This is a genomic window from Sulfurospirillum sp. MES, assembly GCF_000789415.1.
Lineage (GTDB): Bacteria > Campylobacterota > Campylobacteria > Campylobacterales > Sulfurospirillaceae > Sulfurospirillum > Sulfurospirillum cavolei.
On record NZ_JSEC01000010.1, the window covers coordinates 32,596 to 55,106 of the forward strand.

The window sequence follows — 22,511 nt, forward strand, 5'->3', positions numbered from 1 at the left end:
CGCTTGACGGATTTGCCGAGAAGGCAAGTACAATCGACGCTAAAACCTTGCCGGCATTTTAAAAAACCTACGGCGTTACCGTGTGCGTTGCCTTGTACGCTTCCAAAAACTCTTTGGCATTGTCGCCGCGTAAAAAATCCGCCGTTTTCAAAAGCCCGTCATTGAGATATTTGGCATTATAGCCGTTGAGCGTTAAAAAAAGCCTCGCCATACTCGATCGGTCATAGTGCGGACAAGCGGTAATGATGAGCTTATCTTTGGGGAGTTCTTTTAAACGTTGCGGCAATTCGTTCAGCGGAATATTTTTAGCAAAATTCATATGCCATACTTCAAATTCTTCAGGGAAACGGACATCCACTAAAATCGCTTTCCCCTCTTCGACAAGGACTAACATGTCAGGCGTTTTGATCTTCATATTTTCGCGTTCTTGATAATCAAACGAACGTAAATACGCTTCAAAGTCTATTTTTTTCGGCTCTGTCGCATACATAAGCCCAACCGCTACACAAAGAATAAGCATCGTTTTTTTCATAGTCGTTTCCTATAAAATAGCGTTAAAAAGATACCCGATCCCCACAATTCCCACTGCCACGATACCGAAAAACGTCGCGATGAGCTTTACATGTAAGATGCGTTTTAAAATCATCGCTTCGGGCAAGGAGAGTGCGGTAATCGCCATCATAAAGCTCAAAGCCGTACCGAGTAACATCCCTTTGCCGGTTAAAACCTCGATCAACGGCATAACGCCGGCGGCATTGGAATACATCGGCACCCCCAATAAAACCGCTAAAGGCACGCTGTACCACGCATCGCTTCCGGCATATTTTACGATAAATTCCGTCGGTACGTAACCGTGAATAAACGCCCCGATGCCCACGCCTACCATCACGTAGAGATAGATCTTTTTCACGATATCCATCGTATACGCCCACGACTCTTTGAACCTTGTGCGCAGCGTCATCCTAATCTCAACCTCTGCCAAATCGCCGCTCATCGGCACGACGGGAATTAAAACGTATTTTTCCATACCGAGTTTTCCCACGATAAAACCACCGATAATCGCGACCAACAGTCCAAAACCGATGTAAAGTGCCGTGATTTTCCAACCGAAAAGCCCGAATAAAAGGGCAATCGCTACTTCGTTGTTCATCGGAGAAGAGATTAAAAAACTAAACGTAATGCCGATAGGAATGCGCGCTTGCATAAACCCCAAAAACAGAGGAATCGCCGAACAGCTGCAAAAAGGGGTGATGACGCCGAAAAGCGACGCCAAAACATTGCCCGTCACTTCACTTTTGCCTTGCAAATAAACCCGAACCTTTTCGGTATTGAAATAGGTTCGTAAAAAACTAACCGCAAAAATGATCAAAACGAGTAACATGTAGATTTTGAGGGTATCGTAAATGAAAAAGTGAACCGTCCCTCCTATGGAAGATGCTTTGTCCATCCCGAATAAATCCAAAATCAATAGATCGACGATTCTTTCCCACCAATCAAACATTCTACACCCTTTTAAAATACCAATGTATCTATCATTTTAATTCCTATCGCATAAAGCGATAGTGCAATAAACTTTCGTGTCTGTTCTACACTTAGTTTAAAAATCATAATGTGATTGCCAAGCACACCCCCAAGGGCTGCGGCAACGGCAACGACACCTAAGAGAATCCAGTCAATTTCTATCAAATAAGCATAGGTCGAAAAAGCGGAAAAGGTTGAAAAAGGAATCATAAAACTAACGGTTATTGCCGTCTGTTTTGCATCGTATCCCAAATAAATAAGTAAAGGAACGATCATCGCTCCTCCACCAATGCCTAAAAGCCCGCTCAAAAAACCAACAACACCGCCCATCAGTACCATTACCCACGCTTTCGTATACGTAATAGTGCCTTTTTTTTTCTGCCTTAGCATCATTGTTGCACTAAAAAATAAAAAAAGTGCAAAAAAGAACTTGACATAATACGTATCCATCTGTGTTGCACTATACGCTCCCAAAGGAGCACAGGCGACCGACATCGACACAAACGGTAATACCTGCTTGACATCAATGCTTTTACGCAATACGTTCATTATCGACGCACCTATCGTAGAAGCCGTATTGGCAAAAAGACCGACCGCTTTGGCTATATCAAATCCGACGCCTAGAAAACTAAGTATCGGAATAAGTGCCACCGAAGAGCCGACGCCACCGATGGAAAAAAGAGTTGAGACCGCTAAAGTAATCCCGAAATAAAATACATACTCCACCCCTAAACTTCCAAATGAAGGTCTTTAGCCTTACCCCCTTTAAGACGTTCCATTAACGTTATCATTCCGCATGTAAGGATTTTAGCGTTAAACCCTTTGAGGGAAAGATACTGCTTGGCGATATTGGAACGACAGGCTTCAGGACATGCGCACACGATGATTTTATCTTTAGGGAGTTCTCCTAAACGATCAGGAAGTTCGTTAAGAGGAATATTACATGTAAAAGAGAGTCCCCATACCTTATGCTCAAAACCATAGCGAACGTCTAGTAAAATTGCCTCGCCTTTGTTGTACATTTCTATAAAACTATCGGCTTCTACCTTTGCACTCACGATAGCCTGCATATCGAGGCTACGAATATAATTGTCCATCTTTTCTCCTTAGAAAGAATACCTACTATACAAACAACAAACTAAGCAATACGATCAGTAAAACCGGCGGAGTAACGAGAAGTCCGAATTTTGAGTATTGCCAAAAGCTTATTTTGACGCCTTTTTGCGCTAAAACGTATAACCATAAAAGCGTCGCCAAAGAACCAAACGGCGTCATTTTAGGCCCTAAATTACAACCGATGATATTGGCATACGCCAACGCCGTATGCGGAATATCGCTGAGGGCTATATCCATAATCATCACCGTCGGCATATTATTCATTAGCGCACTCAACACGGCGGCGATAAAACCGGTCGCGATCACGGCAACCGTCTCACCGTAGGCACTAAGTGCTTTGAGCACGAAGGTCAAATACTCGGTTAACCCCGCATTTTTCAAACCGTAGACGACGATATAAAGCCCGATGCTAAACCATACGACTTGCCACGGAGCCGTTTTAATAATGCGCAAAGCATCGGTCGTTCGCATCAACGACGCAATCAATAAAAAAACAAGCCCGCCGCCGAGCGCAAAAAGACTGATCGGCAAACGGTACGCGTCGCCGATAAAATAACCGCCCAACAATAAGGCTAGAAAAAACCATGAAAAACGAAAAAGCGTTTTGTTTTTCAAGACCGAATCGGGCTCTTTCAATAAGTCCGTGCGTACATGTAAAGGAATCTCTTTACGCAATACGATCCACAAAACCGCGATCGAAACCACCGTACTGACGATGTAAGGTATCGCCATCGTGGCACTATAGGCGGCAAAACCGATATGGAAATAATTGGCGGTTACGATATTGGTCAAGTTAGAAAAAACAAACGGAAGCGACGCCGAATCGCTGATAAATCCGCCCGCCAGCAAAAACGCTACGATCGTTTTAGACTTGAGCTCTAAAATGCGCATCTTCGCTAGTAAAATCGGCGTCAAAATCAATGCCGCACCGTCATTTGCAAACCAAGCGGATACCAAACTTCCTAAGAGAAGCGAATAAACGAACATGATATGCCCGTTTCCTCGACTCAATTTTGCCATATGGATCGCGCACCATTCAAAAAATCCGATTTCGTCTAAAACCATCGAAAGAATAATGATACCGATGAAAGCCAAGGTCGCATCCCACACAATGCGCGTCACCGTCAAAACATCCGTAAAACTTACGACGCCGAGCACCAAAGCGCATACCGCTCCGATCAACGCCGTCGTACCGATTTGCAATCCGCGCGGCTGCCAGATGACAAAAATAAGCGTTACGCTAAATACTAAACCGGCAACGAACATCGTTCAACGCTCCTTTCACAAAAAGGGTAGTAAAAAGGTATCGGTAACACGGGGTTACGCGAGTAAAGCGACGATTTCATCGACGCTTAACACTTTACCGCTGCTTTTTACGACACCGTCGATAACCAATGCCGGCGTGCTCATCACGCCGTAATTCATAATCGCGATACTATCTTCCACTTTGTCGATTTGCGCAAATTTTCCGCTTTTAGCAACCGCCTCTTTAGTAGCTTGCATGAGTGCTTGGCATTTGGAACACCCCGTTCCTAAAACTTCGATTTTCATCACGTTCTCCTTTTTTAATTCGGCTTGAATTACCGGTAAAAGCTCGGCTTCGATCGCTTGATATGTCAGAACGAACGCGCCGTAATCTTTACCGTCGGGATCGGAAAATCCTACGTGGATTTTAGGTAAGGGACGCGGAAACATCGGGCATGTTTCGTTGGCATGGTCGCACACCGTAACCACCAAATCAAAGTCGACATGTAAGACTTCATCCAAGGCTTTAGAATGATACGAATCCTTCCAAATACCCTCTTCTTCTAAAACTCTTTTTGCATAAGCGTTCACTTTTTTGCTTGCTCTCACACCCGCACTGTAGGCTTCAACACCTTCTAACTTGGCATTGACCAACGCTTCGGCGATAATGCTTCGGCAACTGTTTCCCGTACATAAAATCAGAACTTTTTTCATTATGAAACCTTACATGTAAACCATCGCAAGAATGGTAGCATAAAATTATCTTTATATCAAGATATATTGATATATTTATGCCGGCAAAGCTTTTAAAACGTCATTTCGCCTTTTTAGGCGGTCTGCGCAATAAACGCTAAGACGGCTATTTTTATCTCTTCTTTCACGTGACGTATTTTCGCAAGTTGCGCTTCGTGATCGCCTTGAAACGTACTCGGATCTTCGAAACTCCAATGAATCCGTTTGGTTTGTCCCGGGAAAATAGGACATCTTTGACTGTTACCCTCATCGCAAACCGTAATAACGTAATTGAACAGCTTTCCGTCCTTAAATAAATCGAACACGGATTGCGTCTCTTTTCCGGCGATATCGATATCCTCTTCTTTTAGAATTTCCACGGCAAGAGGGTTCAATACCCCCGGTTGCAGTCCGGCACTCTGAACGTTAAAATGATCGCCGCCGTATTTTTTCAATAACGCTTCGGCAATTTGACTACGAGCACTGTTGTGAATGCACACAAATAAAACTTTGACCATCGTTTCTCCTTCTCAACATAGGTTTTCAAACGCAAACCAGTGTACAAGGGAAAATCTACAAAATGGTTACAACAAGGCGCCTAACGCGTTATTAGCCTTGTCTCAGGCTTCTAAAAGTGCCGCGTAACGCGTATCTTCCAGCGCACGCCCCGCACCTAAGATAATATTGTGCAAAGGATTTTCCACGCAGTGAAGATCGATTTTGAGCTTTTCGCCGATGTAGCGATCCAATCCTTGAAGCATCGAAGAGCCGCCCGTGAGTAAAATGCCGTGATCGTAAATGTCTTGCGCGAACATCGGCGGTAGTTCCGAAAGTATTTTATGCGTTAATCCAACGATTTTATCGGCTAAGGGCACAATGGCTTTGTGAATGTCGTACGAGCTGATTTCGACGCTTTGCGGCATGCGCGTCAACATATTTTTAACGCTGATACGGAGATGCTTCTCTTCCGTCGAACACAGATTTCCCAAGGTTTTTTTGAGCATTTCCGCGTCGCGCTGCGACATCAAAATACGATGATGCGTCTTAAAATGTTCGATGATCGCCTCGTCAAAATCGTTACCTGCCATACGTAGCGATTTATTCATCACGATACCGTTGCACGAAAGTAACGATATATCGCTCACGCCCGCTCCGATATCGAGGACTAAAACACCCTGCGGTCGCTCGATCGCTTGAAACGAACCCAATGCCGCCGAGAAAGGATCTTTAATCAAAAATACGTCGCGCGCGCCGCCTTCTTTGCACGCTTCGGTCACGGCATTGCGCTCCATGGCGTTTAGATCGCTCGGTACGCTTACCACGACATTCGGTCGGAACAAGCGACGCGGCGTCATACGTCTGATTACCTCTTTAATATATGCTTTGGCTACGGTTAAATTTGCGATAGCCCCTTTCGAAAGCGGATGCATCACTTCGATATGCTCTGGATTTTTCCCGAACATTCGCTTCGAGCTCTCGCCGCAATCGAAAAAAGAGCGGCGTCTTTGATCGTACGCGATCGACGTGGGCTCTTCTAAAATAATACCGCGACCGGGTTGGTACACGAGCGTATTGTTGGTTCCCAAATCGATCGCAAACCCTTGTGAAAAACGCCCTGAAAATAGCATCGTTACGCCTCTTTTTTGACTGCTTTGCTTATAGATCGCTTAGCTTTTTTCTTGCGACTGTAGATATTGATCGATTCGACCGCTAACGAAAACGCCATCGCAAAATAGACGTACGCTTTTGAAATATGCAGATCAAGCCCTTCGGCAATCAACGTAACGCCGACTAAAATCAAGAATGAAAGTGCCAACATTTTAATTGTCGGATTCGCGTCGATAAACTCCGAAATGGCTTTAGAAGCGAACATCATCACGCCTACGGCAATCACGACGGCTAAAATCATAATGATAATATTATTGGCCATTCCCACGGCGGTAATAACCGAATCGAGCGAAAAAACGATGTCTAAAACCGCAATTTGAATCAGCGTATTCAAAAACCCTCGAGCACTTTTTTTCAACTCTTTGGTCTCTTCTGCGGGATCTTCTTCGACGTCGTGGTGAATCTCCATCGTCGATTTGGCAAGCAAGAATAATCCTCCGATAATCAAAATAAGATCGCGGCCGGAAATCTCTTGCGCAAACACCGTAAACAAAGGAGCGGTCAGTTTCATAATCCAAAAAAGCGACAACAAGAGCATAATACGCGTCAACATCGCCAATGCCAATCCGAAAACACGTGCGCGGTCGCGTTGATGCGCGGGTAAACGCCCGACCAAAATGGCGATAAAAATAATATTGTCGATACCCAAAACGATTTCCAACGCCGTTAGCGTCACCAATGCCATCAACGCTTCGGCGTTTAATAACGATTCGATCATCTCTTTTGATTCCTCATGATTTTTAATCTTTTACTGAGCATTTGCGCTTTTACTTTTTAACAAACACGTTCTTACGAGCTCTATTGTATCAAGATAGTTCTATAAAGCCTCTTAGAAAAAGAATTTCGCCGCCATACGTACGAAGTCCGCTCAAGGTTGGCTATAATAGTCCCTTGACTTTAATTCCAAAGGAGTCGTTATGGTCTTTGGAAAGATAGATTACATCAATCTTCTTCCGTTTCACGTTTTTCTCAAAAAATCTTCTTTGCCTAACGCTTTTAAACGCTCATGCGAACACCAAAAAGACGTTCCTTCCGTTATCAACCGCAAATTACGCAAACGCAAAGTCGATGCCGCTTTTATCTCCAGCATCGAGAGCAAACGCAAAACCGTTACGCCGCTTAACGTCGGCATCGTTGCGCAAAAAAACGTTAAAAGCGTGATCATTTCGCAAGGTATGTGTAAAACAGACCCTGCTTCGGCAACATCCAATATGCTCTGTCGCGTCTTGGGTCTAGAGGGCGAAGTGTTTATCGGAGATAGAGCGCTCAAACTCTATTTGCAAAACCCTACCGCATACGTCGATTTGGCGGAAGTTTGGCATACGCGCACGCATTTACCGTTTGTTTTTGCACGCTTTTGCGTTAATCGTCACCAAACATTTTATAAAAAACTTGCCAAACGTTTTATCAAAGCTCCGATTAAAATTCCCCGCTACGTTTTGGAGACTTACGCAAACGAGCGCGCCATATCCGCGCGCGACATTCGTGAATATCTAAAGCTCATCAGCTATACGATTGCAACGAAAGAGCAAAAAGCCCTTTCGCTATTTTTGAAAAAATCTCGCTTCCTCGACACCCATTTTGTTTCAAAGGAGTCTCATGCCGATTAAACACGTGATCGAACGTCTTTTACACTCTACGCGACAAAGCACGCCCGGACAAGCCGAGTTTTATCAAGCCGTCGAAGAGGTACTTGTATCCTTAGAACCTCTTTTAGCATCCGAACCGAAATACCTTCACAATAATGTTTTAGAGCGTCTCGTGATTCCCGAGCGGCAAATTATTTTCCGCGTCGTTTGGATGGACGATCGCGGAAAAATTCAAACCAATATCGGTTACCGCGTTCAGTTTAACTCCGCCATAGGACCGTACAAAGGCGGCCTTCGCTTCCATCCGAGCGTTAATTTGGGAATCGTCAAGTTTTTAGGGTTTGAACAAATTTTCAAAAACTCCCTTACGGGACTGGCGATCGGCGGCGCGAAAGGCGGGAGCAATTTCGATCCTAAGGGCAAAAGCGAAGGTGAAATTATGCGTTTTTGTCAGGCATTTATGTCCGAACTTGCCAAATACGTCGGCGAAACCAAAGATATTCCCGCAGGCGATATCGGCGTAGGAGGCAGAGAAATCGGCTACATGTACGGCGAATACAAACGCCTCACGGGACGTTTCGACGGCGTATTAACCGGTAAAGGATTGAATTGGGGAGGCTCGTTAGCACGCACGGAAGCAACGGGATACGGCTCGGTCTATTTTGCGGAAAATATTCTCAACAAACAAGGCGATTCGCTCAAAGGTAAAATTTGTACGGTCTCGGGTGCCGGAAACGTCGCGTTATATACGATTCAAAAACTCTACGAAATGGGAGCGACACCCGTTACATGTAGCGATTCCAAAGGGATGCTTTACGATAAAGACGGTATCGATTTTAACACCCTTAAAACGATTAAAGAGATCAAACGCCAAGAACTGAGCGAATACCTCAAACACTATCCGAACGCTCGCTACATTCCGGTCGACGCGTATGAAAAAGGAACGAACGGCGTTTGGTCGATTCCGTGTTTTGCGGCATTTCCGAGTGCGACGCAAAACGAACTTAACCTTCGCGATATTCAAACCTTGCATCACAACGGATGCCGTTTGGTCAACGAAGGTGCCAATATGCCAAGTACGCCCGAAGCCATCGCTTACATGTTAGCCAACCGTATCCTCTACGGACCTGCAAAAGCCGCAAACGCAGGCGGTGTTGCGACCAGTCAATTGGAAATGAGTCAAAACGCCAGCATGCAAAAATGGAGTTTTTCCGAAGTCGATACCAAGCTTCACGCGATTATGAAGTCGATCTTCGATCTTGCGTACGCCACGTCAAAAGAGTTCAACGAAGAAGGAAACCTTATGCTCGGAGCCAATATCGCGGGATTTCGAAAAGTAGCCGACTCCATGATCGACCAAGGGGCGGTGTAAGAAGATGAGCCCTTTAAAGGGCTCATACGCGGTTATTTAACCGAAGCACCTTGCGTATTGAAGACACGATCTCCCGCATCTCCAAGACCGGGAACGATGTACCCGTGTTGGTTCAATCCTTCATCGATACATGTCGTAAATACCGGAACGTCCGGATGAACTTCGTAAAAACGTTTCAAGCCTTCGGGTGCCGAGACAAGCGATAAAAAGCGAATATCTTTAACCCCTTTGGACTTCAAGAAATTCACCGCATCGATGGCGGTTCCGCCCGTGGCGAACATCGGATCGATAATAATCGCGGTTCGCTCGGTATGATCTGAAGGAAGTTTCGCATAATAAAATTCCGCCTCCAAGGTTTGCTCATTGCGTTGAAATCCCAAAAAGCCCACACTCGCATCGGGAATTAACTTGAAAACGCTATCAAGCATACCAAGAGCCGCCCGAAGAATCGGGCAGATCATGATCTTCGCGTCAAGCTTTTTCGTTTGTGCGGTTGCTACGGGCGTTTTGACGCTCACGTCGCGCAAAGGCAAATCGCGCGTCGCTTCAAAGAGCATCAAATAAGAGATTTCGTCGACCAAAAGTCGAAACTGAAACGGTTCCGTTCGTTCATCGCGTAAGATCGAAAGCTTGTGCTCAATCAACGGATGTTTGATAACATGGACGTTTTTCACTTATTTTTGCTCCGCATCGATAATGGCTTGAAGTTTTGCTTTGTACGCGTTAAGATCGAAATTTTCTACGCGTGCGACGCCGTCTTTGATCGCAGCTTCGGCAACGGCAACGGAAACCCATACCAAAACGCGTCTATCAAACGGTTTGGGGATAATATAGTTGTAACCGAATTTCAACTCTTCGCCGTTATACGCCGCTTTCACGTAGGCGGGAACGTCCTCTTTCGCCAATTGAGCCAAAGCAACTGCCGCCGCCATTTTCATGCCTTCGGTCACTTTCGTCGCTTTTACGTCCAATGCGCCTCTGAAGATAAACGGAAAGCCTAAAACATTGTTCACTTGGTTCGGATAGTCGCTTCTGCCCGTTCCCATCATAACGTCGTCTCTAACGGCATGTACTTCTTCGGGTAAAATCTCCGGCGTCGGATTGGCAAGTGCAAAAATAATCGGATGCGGATTCATCGATTTGACCATTTCGGCCGTTACGACGCCCGGAGCAGAAAGTCCTAAGAACATATCCGAGCCTTTCATCGCATCTTCAAGCGTTCGATCGCTTGTCTCAAGTGCAAATTCCGCTTTATAGGCGTTTAAGTCCGTTCTTCCCTTATGGATTACGCCTTTAGAGTCAATCATAACGATATTCTTCGCACCTAAAAGTTTGTACATTTTAGCGCACGCAATCCCTGCGGCTCCTGCGCCCGAAACGACGATTTTCATCTCTTCGATTTTTTTACCGCTGATTTCAAGCGCGTTAATCAATCCCGCGGAAGTAATCATCGCCGTACCGTGCTGATCGTCGTGCATAACGGGAATATTCACGCTTGCTTGAAGTTTTTGTTCGATTTCAAAACATTTCGGTGCTTTAATATCTTCCAAGTTAATACCGCCGAACGTCGGAGCAAGGGCTTTACAAATCGCAATAATTTTATCGGTATCTTTTTCGTCTAACTCAATATCGAAAGCATCAACGTCGGCAAATTTTTTAAATAAAACCGATTTACCTTCCATAACGGGTTTTCCGGCAACCGCACCGATATCACCGAGTCCAAGAACCGCCGTACCGTCCGTAATGACCGCAACCAGATTCCCTTTATTGGTATACGTATACGCCAACTCGTTGTCTTTTTCGATTTCCAAGCACGGATGTGCAACACCCGGAGTATACGCCATAGAAAGATCTCTTGCACTGTCGCAACGTGTTTTAACGTTAATTGCGATTTTACCGCCGACGTGGTACTCTAATGCTTCTTCTTTCGTCACTTTACCTTTACTACTCACCTAAACTCCTTTTTTATAAATGATTAATGCTTCAATTCTCTCGATGACATGTGCAAAGCCGATAATTTCTAAAACTTCAAAAATCGAAGGGCTGACGGAATTACCGACCATGGCAATACGTATGGCTTGCGCTAAATCTTTCAGCTTTAAGCCGTGTTCTTCCAAAAAGTTTTTTGTCAGTGTTTCAAATTCACTCGCTTTTTCAAGAGCGGGAGCGTTTTTAAGCGTATTTTTGTATTCGCTCAAAATTTCTACGGCTTTTGTGTCCAAAAATTTCTCAATTGCCTTCTCGTCATAGGTTTTCGGAGCATCGACGATTTGTCGAATCATCGTTGCAAACTCGACCAAGGTTTTAGCACGATCGCGCACGGCATCGATCAAAAGCTCTTTCTTAGGATGCGACGCAAGATCGACGTCAAAAAAGCGTAATGCTTCGATTAAACGCTCATAGCTTGCCTCTTTAATATAATGGGAGTTCAGCCATAGCAATTTTTCTTGATTGTACGCCGAAGCCGATTTATTGATATGGGAAGGATCGAAAAAGGCGATCATCTCATCCATCGAAAAGATCTCTTGATCCCCGTGGCTCCACCCTAAACGGATCAAAAAGTTCAATAGCGTTTCAGGCAAATATCCCTCTTTTTGATACGCCATAACGTCCATCGCACCGTCGCGCTTGGAGAGCTTTTTACCTTCGGGATTTAAGATCATCGGAACATGATAGAATTTTGGAACGTCAAATCCTAACGCCTCGTACAAAATAATCTGTTTGGGTGTATTGGAAAGGTGGTCGTCGCCGCGAATGACTTCGTTCACGCCCATGAGTGCATCGTCGATAACGACGACGAAGTTATACGTCGGCGTGCCGTCGCTTCGTGCGATAATAAAATCGTCTAACATATCGCTTGCGTTAAAGCTCACTTCGCCTTTAACGCCGTCCACAAACGAAATCACCCCGCTTGTCGGTGCTTTAATACGAATGACGGGCTCAACGCCCTTCGGAGGCGTACCCGTAAAATCACGGTATCGACCGTCGTAACGAGGACGTTCTTTTCGGGCACTTTGCTCCTCTCGGAGCTGATCCAATTCTTCTTTACTCATATAGCATTTGTATGCCTTTCCGGCATCAAGAAGTTTTTGTACGTAGCTTTTGTATAAGTCAAAACGCTCGGATTGATAGACGATTTCGCCTTCAAAATCCAACCCGACCCATTTAAAGGCCTCTTTTATCGCTTCTGCCGCCTCTTTCGAGTTGCGTGCCAAATCGGTATCTTCGATACGGAGTAAAAATTTACCGTTGTTTCTCTTTGCCCATAAATAACTGTACAGTGCCGTTCTTAGCCCGCCGATATGCAAATATCCCGTAGGACTCGGGGCAAAACGTGTCACGATCATGACTAACCTTTATCAATTGAAGTGGAATTATGTAAAAATTATGTATCATTTTGTTACGAGAAAAACAAAAATTCTACGCGAGGAGCTTAATAACCGTTTTTTTAATTTTTTTTGTCAAAAAAAATGTTATCATTCGTGGCCTCTTATTTTTAATACAGTTACGATTATATAGCGATTTTTCTTAAAAAAAAGGATTATGGATGAAGCTTAAACGCACAATGTTAACTTTGGTAACTTTAGGGGTTACCCTATTTTTAACGCCATCGATAGTGACCGCCGCTACCTTAGACGGTGTTTCGGTTATTATCAATAAAGAACCGATTACGCTTTTCGACGTTTTCAAATATTCTCAACGTTTTCAAATTTCCAAAAAAGAAGCTTTAGATATTTTGGTTCGTCAAAAACTCGAAGATTCCGAAATTAAAAAACAAGGTATTAGCGTCGACGGTTTTGAAATCGACCAACATATCGACAAACTGGCGATCAACAACCAAATGAGCACCTACGACTTTTTAAATATGCTTCGTTCCAAAAATATCGATACCTTAGAGTACAAAGAAGAAATTAAGAAAAAATTGCAACGCGATAAACTGTATCAAAAAATCGTACGTGACAAGATGAAACAACTAAGCGACGGCGAATTACTGGCGTATTATAACGAAAACCAAAACGAATTTTCGCAAGCCGCTTCCTTTGACGTTTCTATTTATACGAGTGCCAATCAACAAAGCTTAACAACGATTCAAAACAACCCTATGAGTGCTATGAGCGACGTCGAGCTTAAAGATACGACGTTTGAAGCGACGAAAATGGATCAAAACTTAGCCGGATTGTTGAACAAAACGCCGGTCGGAAAATTTTCGTCCGTCGTCAAAACCGATCAAGGCTACGTCATGTTTTTTGTCAAAAACAAACATGACGTTAAAGCCATTTCATTCGACAATGCTAAAAATTATATTTATGGAAAATTAGCCGACGGCAAAGAAAAACAATCAATCGACGATTATTTTGAAAAGCTCAAATCTTCCGCCAATATACAAGTGGTACGAGCACCTTAACACGCTTAGACGTTTAAAAGAAGAAAAAAGGGGAGTTTGCGTTAAACCGCAAACTCCCCTTTTTTTATGGGAATTTAATTCAGATGTTAATGATGAGAAAGATAGTTCGTGTCAAAGCGGTTGTCGATAAAATCTTGATTGTTCATCATTGCTAGATGAAAATCGCGGACGGTTTTAATACCTTCGATTTGTAACTCGCTGAGTGCTTGTTTCATCTTTGCGATGGCACGTTCTCGGTTCTCGCCCCACACGATCAATTTACCGATCATCGAGTCGTAATGCGGCGGCACGGTATAGCCTTGATACGCATGCGAATCCATACGGACGTTGCGCCCTCCCGGAACGATGTACTTCGTAATTTTTCCGGGACTCGGGATAAACTTCACGGGATCTTCCGCGGTAATTCGACATTCGATAGCATGCCCTTTAAAATGAAGCGCACTTTGATCGAACAGTTTTTCGCCCTCGGCAACGCGAATCATCCATTCGATAATATCGATACCGCTGACCATTTCGCTGACACAGTGTTCGACTTGCAAACGCGTGTTCATTTCCATAAAGTAGAAGTTTTTATCGGCATCCAAGAGGAACTCAAACGTTCCTGCGTTTTCATAGCCGATGTATTTGGTTGCTTTAACCGCCACTTCGTGAAGGCGCGCTCTGGTTTTATCATCTAGCGCGATGGCAGGTGACTCTTCGATTAGTTTTTGGTGGCGTCGCTGCATTGAACAGTCGCGCTCACCGATATGCACCACGTTTCCGTGGCTATCGCCGATGACTTGCACTTCGATATGACGCGGATTTTTGATGTATTTTTCCATGTAAAGCGTACCGTCGCCAAAAGCACTCAGCGCTTCGCTTTCTGCGGCAAGATAGGATTTTTCCAAATCTTCCATCTTCTCAACCACGCGCATACCGCGTCCGCCGCCGCCCGCACTGGCTTTAATGATGACGGGAAGTCCGATTTGCGTTGCGAGATCTTTTGCTTCTTGCACGTCTTTGAGCGCACCGTCGCTTCCTAAAATAACGGGAACGCCTGCTTTTTTCATCACTTCTTTGGCTTTGGATTTGTCGCTCATCAAAACCATCGAATCCACGGAAGGTCCGATAAATTTGATGTTATGGTGTTGGCACACCTCGACAAACGTTTGGTTTTCACTCAAAAAGCCGTATCCGGGGAAAATGGCGTCGCATCCGCTAATCTCCGCGGCACTAATGATGGAAGGAATGCTCAAATAGCTCTCGCTTGATTTTGCCCCGCCGATGCAAATGCTCGCGTCGGCATGCTGCAAATAGAGCGCATCCTTATCCGCCGTGGAGTAAACGGCAATGGCTTGTTTGCCCATTTCTTTGATGGTTCTTATTGCACGAAGAGCGATTTCGCCGCGATTGGCAATAAGAATTCTTTCAATTTTCATTACACTTTCTCCACCAAGAAGATCGGCATGTCAAACTCGACCGGCTGACCGTCTTCAACGAGAATATCTAAAATCTTACAATCAAATTCCGCTTCCAATTCGTTCATAATTTTCATCGCTTCGATGATCGCGATCGGTTGACCTTTACGGATAACGTCGCCGATTTTGGCAAACGGAGCGGCTCCGGGAGACGGAGATTTGTAAAACGTACCGACCATCGGCGATTTGATGTTTAGCCCCGAAGGAGCGGCGTTGATGCTCGCTTCTCCGCCCATAGCCGGAGCGGAGGCTGCCGCAACCGGTGCAACTTGAGGCATTGTAGCAGGCATCGGCATCATAGGTGCGGGAGCACTTGCGTAACTGACGTTGCTTTCAAATCCCTTTTGAAGCTCAATGCTAAAATCGCCTTCTTTGATTTTTAATTTCGTAATATCGCTTTTATCAAAAATTCGCATTAACTCTCTAATTTCATTTTTGTCCATTCGGTTTCTCCTCAAATTTTGCCGTTTTTCGGCATGACATAAAATGTGTTATAATACCATACTAAAGATATACACTCACTTAATACGATAAAGGTACTTTTATGGGCTTAAAAGCAGACAGTTGGATACGAGAAAAATCACTCAAAGAGCGCATGATAGAGCCTTTTTGCGAAGACCAAGTCGGGCGCGACGTCGTCAGTTACGGCGTCAGCAGTTACGGATACGACATCCGCGTCGGGCGTGAATTTAAGATTTTCACGAACGTCAATTCGACCGTGGTCGATCCTAAAGAATTTGACGATAAAAATGTGATTGATTTTGAAGGCGATATTTGTATCGTTCCGCCTAATTCGTTTGCGTTGGCACGCACGGTCGAATACTTTCGCATCCCCAAAAACGTCTTGGCGATTTGCCTCGGAAAAAGCACGTACGCACGTTGCGGCATCATTGTAAACGTTACGCCGTTCGAGCCGGAGTTTGAAGGTCACATCACTATTGAAATTTCAAATACGACGCCGCTTCCGGCAAAAATCTACGCTAACGAAGGTATCGCACAAGTGCTCTTTTTAGAGGGCGACACCGCATGTGAAACCACGTACAAAGACAAGCACGGTAAGTACCAAGGGCAAACGGGCATCACTTTACCGCGCATCTTAAAATAACGCGCCATGCCTTTACATGTTAAAGCTTTAGAGCACGATCATAGAGAAGAGTTCGATGGCTTTTACGCCATCTACTCGACCGCGTTTCCTCCAAGTGAACAAAAACCCCGTGAGGTGCTTTTGGCAATGTGCCGTGCCTCTTTTTATACCATTTACCTTGCGTATAACGACGAAAAAATTGTCGGATTTTGTATTATGTACCATCCGTGGAACGAAGACTTTTTTTTGTTGGAATATATGGCGGTCGATGAGACGCTTCGCGGTATCGGTCTTGGCTCGACGCTCTTAAAACAAAGCATCGAAGCGCTTTATCAAAACTACGGCGTTCGTGCGCTTTTGATCGAAATCGATTCGCCTGAAAAGAGCTCCGCGGAGCAAGAAATTCGTGAAAAAAGGGAGCTGTTTTACCGTCGTTTGGGTGCGTTAAAAATAGACCCGTTTGATTATATTTTGCCTTCTCAAACAAAAGAAGACGCTCCGCCGATGGAGCTTTTGGTGTACCATCCAAGCCTGCGCGAAGTTTCGAAAGAGCGGCTTCAAACGTGGCTTGAAAAACTCTATACGAACGTTTACGGATGCAAAGCGAACGACGATCGTATCGCGCTTATGCTCAAAGACGCCCCGCACTCTTTTACTTTGATTTAAAAGGATCATCGATGGAAATTTTCCTGAATGACGAATATGAAACCATGTGGACGGCCATTAGTTCGATGATGGGCGTCGTTGCGACGTTGCTTGCAATTTTTGCACTTTTATACTCGATGCGCACCTACCGAAAGACGATGCAAGTTATGCACTACGGCGAATTGGATAAAATGTATTTTGAAATTCTCAAAGAAGCCCTTAGCAAGCCGCATCTCGTGCGCAAAGAGTTCGAAAGAAACGACGAACAAAAAGCCGAATACCGTCTTTACGCCTTTATCGTCTGGAACTTCCTAGAGTCCATTTACGACCGATGCATGCTCGATCACGATCTACAAAAAACATGGTTTCCCATCATCGAAGCCGAACGCTCCATTCACCTTGCATGGATTCAAGAAAAAGAAAATCGCACGAAATTTAAAGCCGAATTTTTGAGTTTTATCGATAAAGGGAAGTTTGAAGTAGCCGTATAAAAAATTTTGTAAATCTTTACATGTAAAGACAAACCTTCAAAACAATGTATTAACATTCATCGCTTACCTTAATATTGTGCATATCATTTAAGAGTTTTACAAGTGTATATCCAATTTCTTTTGCTAAATTAACAGGTACGGCATTGCCGATTTGCTTATATTGTTGTGATGCAGATCCTTCAAAGACCCAATCATCCGGGAATGTTTGTATGCGGGCATATTCTCTAATTTGAAAAGGGCGCGTCTCATCCGGATGGCATCGTTCCGTCTGCTTTTGAGCAGGCGAACATGTTAGCGTAAGGCTTGGTTCATTCCATGCAATTCTTCTTGCCATTCCCGTCTTTCCACCACCAAGATAAAAACTTTTTTGCATATACTCTTTTTGAAGCTCCATCGGCAAATCTCGCCAATAGCCACCCGGTTTAACCTTCTCTAGAATCTCTTTTTTGCGTTTTGGATATGTTTGCCCATACGAAACAGGTACATCGGTATCGTATAAGTCACTTTTTTTAAGCGCATCTTTTAACGTATAAATCTTCTGATAAGGTTTTGGATACGTATAATTGACTCGATCCACATACTCTTTTTTAATCCCAACGATAATCAATCGTTCTCGCTTCTGCGGAACTTTGTAATAGATAGCTTTGAGAACCCTTGGTTCAAAGACATAATAGTCCAACTCTTGCGTCAAAACCTCAATCATCGTTTGAAGCGTTTTACCATTATCGTGGGAGAGAAGTCCTTTAACATTTTCGATTAAAAAGACGGGAGCATTGGTCTCCTTAAGCGCTCTTGCAAATTCAAAAAACAGCGTTCCTCTTGTATCTTCAAAGCCTAAACGTTTTCCGGCGTAACTGAAGGCCTGACAAGGAAATCCGCCCGTTAAAAGGTCTATTTTATCTTTGAAAGGCGTAAAATCAATCGATGAAATATCTCCCTCTACCACATTCCAAGCAGATCTATTTTTTCGCAGTGTTTGCGCGGCATACTTGTCAATTTCATTGAGTAGAGCGTGTTCAATACCCGCTTGTTCAAGCCCTAATGCCAAGCCTCCCGCTCCTGCGAATAATTCAATACTTTTGTAAAGCTTCTTAGGAGCTTCGTATCGATCGGTAGCGGTGTTAAAATGTAATTTTGCATTTTCAAATATGACTAAATCATCTTGTCTGTATTCACGATAATTATTGATGGGATTACGGATACTTTTTAATTTACCAGCATTGTCCCATCGTCTCAATGTCTCTTTGTTAACCGATAAAATTTCTGCTGTTTCATTTAATGAAAATGTTCTTTGCATTCAATACCCACCTTATACAACATTATACATGGTTATTATAGCATAGAGGCTAATTTTTTTGCTTAACCGAAGAATAATCAAAAAAAATCTTTTGCACTCAAAAGATTGCATTTTGAAATATTTATCTTAGGAATTGAGATTCTGGGAGAGCGTTTGAACGTATTTCGATTGTGCGAGTTCTTCAATGACATGATCAAGTTCATGTTTAAAATCTGCCTCTGTTGCCACTTCGGCAATGGCTTTGATTAAGTCTATGTAAAAATATTGATCGATGTGCCAAGAACTCTAGGATAGATTAAAGCTTTGGCAATGCTTATCGGGTCGTGATTACCTTCTAAAAAATTGGATAAATACGCCAACAAAAAAGGATTAACATTAAATTCTTTGATGTTGGATAGTTTCAAAGTATTTTTAATATGGTTTTCGATAATTGAGTCTTTAAACCAGATTTTGGCTTTTTGCAAAATTTCACATTTTTCAGACTCTGTCATTATCCATCCCTATTTATGAAGATAAGAGGCATCATACATGACCTCTTATTGCGTTTTTATTAAATTCAAGAAGCTTTACATGTAAAGCCTCTTACTTCTCAACCCGAAACAACAACCCATTCAGATAAAACGACGCAGAAGCGTTAATCAAACACGGGTGATCCGAGTCTTGTTGCATTTGCTCTAGTAAAATGTATTGCACTTTGAGGTCGTGGGAGACTTCCATCGCGATCTCTAAAAGCTCTTTTTTGCCGACGTGAAAGGAGCAGGAGAAAAGGGCGATTAAGCCGCTATCTTTCACTGCTTTGGTGCTTTCCATCAAGAGGTGTTTGAAGCCTCGTTTAGCGCCGTTGGCTTGTTCTTTGGTTTTGGCAAAGGACGGCGGATCGATCATGATCATATCAAATGTATTTTTGTATTTTTGCTCCTTCATAAACGTAAAAACGTCTTTGACATGTAAGGATTCGCCCGAGAGAGTGTTACGCTCGACATTCGCCTTGGTTTGCTCTATTGCCGATTCGGAAACGTCGACGAACACGCACTCTTTGGCTCCGGCTTTGAGTGCATAGATGCCAAAGCCGCCCGTGTTACAGCACAAATCCAAAACCGTATCGTCTTGCTTCACGTAACTGGCGCAAATGGCTCTGTTTTTGCGCTGGTCGAGGTAAAAGCCCGTTTTTTGTGCGTCTTGAATATCGACTAAGAACGTTAAAGCGTTTTCGTGCAATTCAAAAAGAGCTTTTGCTTCTCCGAAAAGCGTACCGTTTTTGCTCACCAAGCCTTCTATTTCCCTCGAATGCACGTCGGATTTTTCTTCGATCCATGAGGGATTGAGCAGATGTTTGAGCGTATGAACGATAACATCCCGAAACGCTTCCATGCCCGCGGTATTGATCTGAATGCACAACGCATCGCCGTATTGATCAACGATCAATCCCGGTAAAAAGTCGGCTTCGGAGTGAACAAGGCGCACCGCATTGGTGACATGTAAGAGTGCTCCCCGCTTAGCAATCGCTTTTTTGATGCGATTGTGAAAAAACTTTTTGCCGATCTCTTCTTTGCCGAAGCTTAGAACGCGTGCGAAAATAGCGCACTTGGGATTGACGTACGCCGTTCCTAAAAAGCCGTCTTTTTTGGAAAAAAGCGCAACGACTTCGCCGCTTTGAAACTCTTCCGGATCGGAGTCGATTTCGTTGGCGTAAATCCACGGCGTAAAACGCCTTATTTTTGCAACGACGGAGTGTTTTACGTATACTTTATTCATCCATTTTTCCTAGTAAAATTTGTAATTGCGGGGTAAAATTCGGGTCGTCTAAGACCTTTTGATGCGTCGTTTGAGTCAATACGACATGCATAGGCTCGCAAGGCATTGCTTCTAGCAATTTTTCCAAATGGTAACGCGGAATCATCCCATCGTTTTCCACTTCGATAATGCCGATAGGCGCGCTCACGAAAGGCAGATAATGCGTCGTCTCGAAAGGATGATTTAATAACACGGCAACCGGGAAAAACGGGTATTTGCGTTGAGCTAAAGAGAGAATCGAATCGTACGGCGTGATCAAAATTAACCCGTCTACGACGCGTTTGCTTGCTAAAAACGTTGCGACGCACGTTCCTAAACTTCGCCCGATCACAAACACTTTACGCCCTTTGGCGTAGTGATCGTAAATTTTCAGGGCATCGTGAAACAAAGCTTCTTCGGAAGGCTTGCCCGTGCTTCCGACGTAACCGCGATAGTTAAACGCGATCATATCGTAACCTTGCGGCGATTGCACGGCAAAATGCGTCGCATCCTCACCGTTCCCTCCGAAATAGAGAATCAACGGCGCATTCGGTTCTTCGTCTTTTTTCAACACTCCTTCCAAAACCGCACCGTCTGCGACATGTAAGCTCAAAGAGCTGATCGCATCGTTCATCGGCGGTGCTTCTTTGAGGACATGCTTGATCGGAAAAATCCGATCGTCTTGCGTCAAATATATATAGCCTATGGCAAGCACATACAGTGCCGCTACGCCTGCGAGCATACGTAAGATCATTCCGTCGCCTCTTTTAAAAGTAACACCGTAAAATCTCCCTCCATATAATCGTCTTTAATCTTCACGTCGTAAGCGAATTCATTCACGTATGCTTCAATTTCGTGCGGCAAAAAATAGTTAAAATGTCCCTCTTTATCTTCGCCTTTGAGCAAATTGAATACGAAACCTTTGCGCGAAGCTTCAAAACAACGACGAATAAACAAAAAAGTCTCGAAACGGTTTAAAATATTCATCGAACCGCTCGCGATGTAAAAGTCGGCATCTTCGAGCACGTCGTTTAAAATATCGCATTTGACGATGCGTTGCTTCGTGCGTTTGTGTGCCACAAAAACGGCTTCGTCCACAAGATCGTACCCGACGTAACAACGCGGGAGCGAACCTCTTTGTTTCAGAAAAAAATACAAATCCCCGAAACCGCAACCGGCATCGACGATTTTTGACGAGGATAGCGCATCGCCCACAAGATCGTGAATCATCTCAAATCGAAGGTATTGGGAGTATTTGGAGTTCCAGTTCAAGCCTCGCGCGGTACATCCGTACCGCTTGATGGCTTTTTCGTAAAATGCTTGATTGTTAATACGGGGCATTCAAAAAAAGTTTAGACCAACAGTGCCGAAATGCTTTGTTGCATCATACTGTTTTGGTGAATCTGAGACAAAACGGAGCTTGTCAGTTTGATCTCGTCGCTGTTCATTTGTGCGATCTTTTGATCTAAAGGTGTTTGTGAAATTTGAGAATCGGCACTGCTCAAATTCGTAATCGTCGTTAACGCGTTGGTAATATCGCTAGCCGCACCGTTAATACGCGAACTTGCCGTTGCGGAAAGCGAAGCAATACTTTGCGAAAAATCGTTAATGCCTTGCTGATCGTCGATGCTTAACGTGCTTAATCCCGAGACGTCGAGCCCGTAGCTTTGCGAAAGTAAGTTAATGCCGTTATACGTCGTTTGGTTCGCGATGTCTTGCATCGATTGGTTGATCGCGTCGAACTCTTCTTGAAGCATCGCTTTTTGATCGCTGTTTAAAGAAGCACTGTTATAGCGTACGGAAAGATCGTTCAGTCGCTCCGTCCCCGCACCGATCGCTTGTAAAGAGCTGTCCGCGATTTGGTACATACTAACCGTTTCGTTGGCGTTTTGGACATTTTGACTGATAGACGAAATCTGTGAAGCGAGGGCATCGGAAATAATCAGGTTTGCACTATCGGCTCCCGTTAATTCGCGTGTTGCCGCAAGTTTTTCCAAGGTCGTATCGGTAGAATTTTTATTTTGAGAAATGAGGTTTAAAATTTGGTTATTGGAACTGCTTGAAATGGTCATCACAGGCTCCTTTTGTAAAGATCTCTTTATTATACTACTCCAAA

Annotated in this window: 26 protein-coding genes and 1 pseudogene; 6 read left to right on the forward strand and 21 right to left on the reverse strand. The window is 44.0% G+C overall.

The annotated features are described in order from the left end of the window. Positions 1 to 67: 67 nt before the first annotated feature. From OA34_RS11015 to OA34_RS11055, 10 genes and pseudogenes are all read right to left on the reverse strand, one after another. Positions 68 to 532 carry a rhodanese-like domain-containing protein gene (locus OA34_RS11015; RefSeq protein WP_039675308.1) on the reverse strand — a complete coding sequence of 155 codons (465 nt, stop codon included), beginning with the start codon at positions 530 to 532 and terminating at the stop codon, positions 68 to 70. Between the two features lie 9 nt (positions 533 to 541). Then, complete coding sequence (locus OA34_RS11020) at positions 542 to 1,501, reverse strand: permease (protein WP_039675310.1); 960 nt, start codon at positions 1,499 to 1,501, stop codon at positions 542 to 544. Positions 1,502 to 1,512: 11 nt separating this feature from the next. Then, complete coding sequence (locus OA34_RS11025; protein WP_039675311.1) at positions 1,513 to 2,247, reverse strand: sulfite exporter TauE/SafE family protein; 735 nt, start codon at positions 2,245 to 2,247, stop codon at positions 1,513 to 1,515. Positions 2,248 to 2,249: 2 nt separating this feature from the next. Beyond that, positions 2,250 to 2,618, reverse strand: coding sequence for a rhodanese-like domain-containing protein (locus OA34_RS11030; RefSeq protein WP_039675313.1), 369 nt, complete (start codon positions 2,616 to 2,618; stop codon positions 2,250 to 2,252). A 25-nt stretch (positions 2,619 to 2,643) separates the two neighbouring features. Further along, on the reverse strand, positions 2,644 to 3,903 hold the full coding sequence (locus OA34_RS11035) for an arsenic transporter (protein WP_039675315.1): 1,260 nt from the start codon (positions 3,901 to 3,903) through the stop codon (positions 2,644 to 2,646). Between the two features lie 54 nt (positions 3,904 to 3,957). Beyond that, a complete protein-coding gene (locus OA34_RS13785) occupies positions 3,958 to 4,188 on the reverse strand; it encodes a thioredoxin family protein (protein ID WP_286683004.1) in 231 nt (76 codons plus the stop codon). Between the two features lie 15 nt (positions 4,189 to 4,203). Continuing rightward, positions 4,204 to 4,596 (reverse strand): annotated as a pseudogene (locus OA34_RS11040) (arsenate reductase ArsC); the annotation flags it as partial. 113 nt (positions 4,597 to 4,709) lie between these two features. Continuing rightward, entirely contained in the window at positions 4,710 to 5,132 is a 423-nt protein-coding gene (locus tag OA34_RS11045) for an arsenate reductase ArsC (protein ID WP_039675317.1), read from the reverse strand. 102 nt (positions 5,133 to 5,234) lie between these two features. Then, positions 5,235 to 6,242 (reverse strand): rod shape-determining protein, encoded by a 1,008-nt coding sequence (locus OA34_RS11050; RefSeq protein WP_039675319.1) that lies wholly within the window; start codon positions 6,240 to 6,242, stop codon positions 5,235 to 5,237. A gap of 2 nt (positions 6,243 to 6,244) precedes the next feature. Beyond that, positions 6,245 to 7,000: a TerC family protein gene (locus tag OA34_RS11055; protein ID WP_039675321.1), complete on the reverse strand. Its 756-nt coding sequence runs from the start codon at positions 6,998 to 7,000 to the stop codon at positions 6,245 to 6,247. Between the two features lie 199 nt (positions 7,001 to 7,199). Between OA34_RS11055 and OA34_RS11060 the strand changes: the two genes are divergently transcribed. Together OA34_RS11060 and gdhA are read left to right on the forward strand one after the other, a co-directional pair. Next, the gene (locus OA34_RS11060) at positions 7,200 to 7,892 is read left to right on the forward strand and encodes an MqnA/MqnD/SBP family protein (protein WP_039675323.1); all 693 of its coding nucleotides are present in this window, start codon (positions 7,200 to 7,202) and stop codon (positions 7,890 to 7,892) included. Then, positions 7,882 to 9,243, forward strand: coding sequence for an NADP-specific glutamate dehydrogenase (gene gdhA, locus OA34_RS11065; protein ID WP_039675325.1), 1,362 nt, complete (start codon positions 7,882 to 7,884; stop codon positions 9,241 to 9,243). Before OA34_RS11060 ends, gdhA begins: the two co-directional genes overlap by 11 nt. Before the next feature lie 32 nt (positions 9,244 to 9,275). Here the strand turns inward: gdhA and upp are convergent, their stop codons facing one another. Genes upp through gltX form a run of 3 tightly spaced genes read right to left on the reverse strand, consistent with a single transcriptional unit; the run spans position 9,276 to position 12,590 of the window. Then, on the reverse strand, positions 9,276 to 9,917 hold the full coding sequence (upp, locus tag OA34_RS11070; RefSeq protein WP_039675326.1) for a uracil phosphoribosyltransferase: 642 nt from the start codon (positions 9,915 to 9,917) through the stop codon (positions 9,276 to 9,278). Then, positions 9,918 to 11,195, reverse strand: a complete 1,278-nt coding sequence (locus OA34_RS11075; RefSeq protein ID WP_286683002.1) for a malic enzyme-like NAD(P)-binding protein — start codon at positions 11,193 to 11,195, stop codon at positions 9,918 to 9,920. Further along, complete coding sequence (gene gltX / locus OA34_RS11080; RefSeq protein ID WP_039675328.1) at positions 11,196 to 12,590, reverse strand: glutamate--tRNA ligase; 1,395 nt, start codon at positions 12,588 to 12,590, stop codon at positions 11,196 to 11,198. It lies immediately after the preceding gene. Positions 12,591 to 12,790: 200 nt separating this feature from the next. Between gltX and OA34_RS11085 the strand changes: the two genes are divergently transcribed. Next, positions 12,791 to 13,648, forward strand: a complete 858-nt coding sequence (locus OA34_RS11085) for a peptidylprolyl isomerase (RefSeq protein WP_039675330.1) — start codon at positions 12,791 to 12,793, stop codon at positions 13,646 to 13,648. Positions 13,649 to 13,734: 86 nt separating this feature from the next. Here OA34_RS11085 and OA34_RS11090 read toward each other — a convergent pair whose 3' ends face one another. Then, positions 13,735 to 15,066 carry an acetyl-CoA carboxylase biotin carboxylase subunit gene (locus tag OA34_RS11090; protein WP_039675332.1) on the reverse strand — a complete coding sequence of 444 codons (1,332 nt, stop codon included), beginning with the start codon at positions 15,064 to 15,066 and terminating at the stop codon, positions 13,735 to 13,737. Beyond that, the gene (gene accB / locus OA34_RS11095; RefSeq protein ID WP_039675334.1) at positions 15,066 to 15,548 is read right to left on the reverse strand and encodes an acetyl-CoA carboxylase biotin carboxyl carrier protein; all 483 of its coding nucleotides are present in this window, start codon (positions 15,546 to 15,548) and stop codon (positions 15,066 to 15,068) included. The genes OA34_RS11090 and accB overlap by 1 nt, the downstream gene beginning before the upstream one ends. Positions 15,549 to 15,649: 101 nt before the next feature. Here accB and dcd point away from each other — a divergent pair, with 101 nt between their 5' ends. From dcd to OA34_RS11110, 3 genes are read left to right on the forward strand one after another with little or no spacing between them, the layout of a single operon-like run. Next, positions 15,650 to 16,210 (forward strand): dCTP deaminase, encoded by a 561-nt coding sequence (dcd, locus tag OA34_RS11100; protein ID WP_039675336.1) that lies wholly within the window; start codon positions 15,650 to 15,652, stop codon positions 16,208 to 16,210. Positions 16,211 to 16,216: 6 nt separating this feature from the next. Further along, positions 16,217 to 16,855 carry a GNAT family N-acetyltransferase gene (locus OA34_RS11105; protein ID WP_039675338.1) on the forward strand — a complete coding sequence of 213 codons (639 nt, stop codon included), beginning with the start codon at positions 16,217 to 16,219 and terminating at the stop codon, positions 16,853 to 16,855. A gap of 11 nt (positions 16,856 to 16,866) precedes the next feature. Then, a complete protein-coding gene (locus tag OA34_RS11110) occupies positions 16,867 to 17,325 on the forward strand; it encodes a hypothetical protein (RefSeq protein WP_039675340.1) in 459 nt (152 codons plus the stop codon). 49 nt (positions 17,326 to 17,374) lie between these two features. Here OA34_RS11110 and OA34_RS11115 read toward each other — a convergent pair whose 3' ends face one another. The 6 genes from OA34_RS11115 to OA34_RS11140 all read right to left on the reverse strand — a co-directional run bounded on the left by OA34_RS11115 (position 17,375) and on the right by OA34_RS11140 (position 22,467). Continuing rightward, on the reverse strand, positions 17,375 to 18,622 hold the full coding sequence (locus tag OA34_RS11115) for a DNA cytosine methyltransferase (RefSeq protein WP_039675342.1): 1,248 nt from the start codon (positions 18,620 to 18,622) through the stop codon (positions 17,375 to 17,377). A 251-nt stretch (positions 18,623 to 18,873) separates the two neighbouring features. Then, positions 18,874 to 19,113, reverse strand: coding sequence for a PDDEXK family nuclease (locus tag OA34_RS11120; RefSeq protein ID WP_039675343.1), 240 nt, complete (start codon positions 19,111 to 19,113; stop codon positions 18,874 to 18,876). Between the two features lie 91 nt (positions 19,114 to 19,204). Then, positions 19,205 to 20,377: a class I SAM-dependent rRNA methyltransferase gene (locus OA34_RS11125; protein ID WP_039675345.1), complete on the reverse strand. Its 1,173-nt coding sequence runs from the start codon at positions 20,375 to 20,377 to the stop codon at positions 19,205 to 19,207. Further along, the gene (locus OA34_RS11130; protein WP_286683003.1) at positions 20,370 to 21,149 is read right to left on the reverse strand and encodes an alpha/beta hydrolase; all 780 of its coding nucleotides are present in this window, start codon (positions 21,147 to 21,149) and stop codon (positions 20,370 to 20,372) included. The genes OA34_RS11125 and OA34_RS11130 overlap by 8 nt, the downstream gene beginning before the upstream one ends. After that, positions 21,146 to 21,736 (reverse strand): class I SAM-dependent methyltransferase, encoded by a 591-nt coding sequence (locus OA34_RS11135; protein ID WP_039675347.1) that lies wholly within the window; start codon positions 21,734 to 21,736, stop codon positions 21,146 to 21,148. Before OA34_RS11135 ends, OA34_RS11130 begins: the two co-directional genes overlap by 4 nt. Positions 21,737 to 21,747: 11 nt before the next feature. After that, positions 21,748 to 22,467 (reverse strand): flagellin, encoded by a 720-nt coding sequence (locus OA34_RS11140; protein ID WP_039675349.1) that lies wholly within the window; start codon positions 22,465 to 22,467, stop codon positions 21,748 to 21,750. Between the last annotated feature and the right edge of the window lie 44 nt (positions 22,468 to 22,511).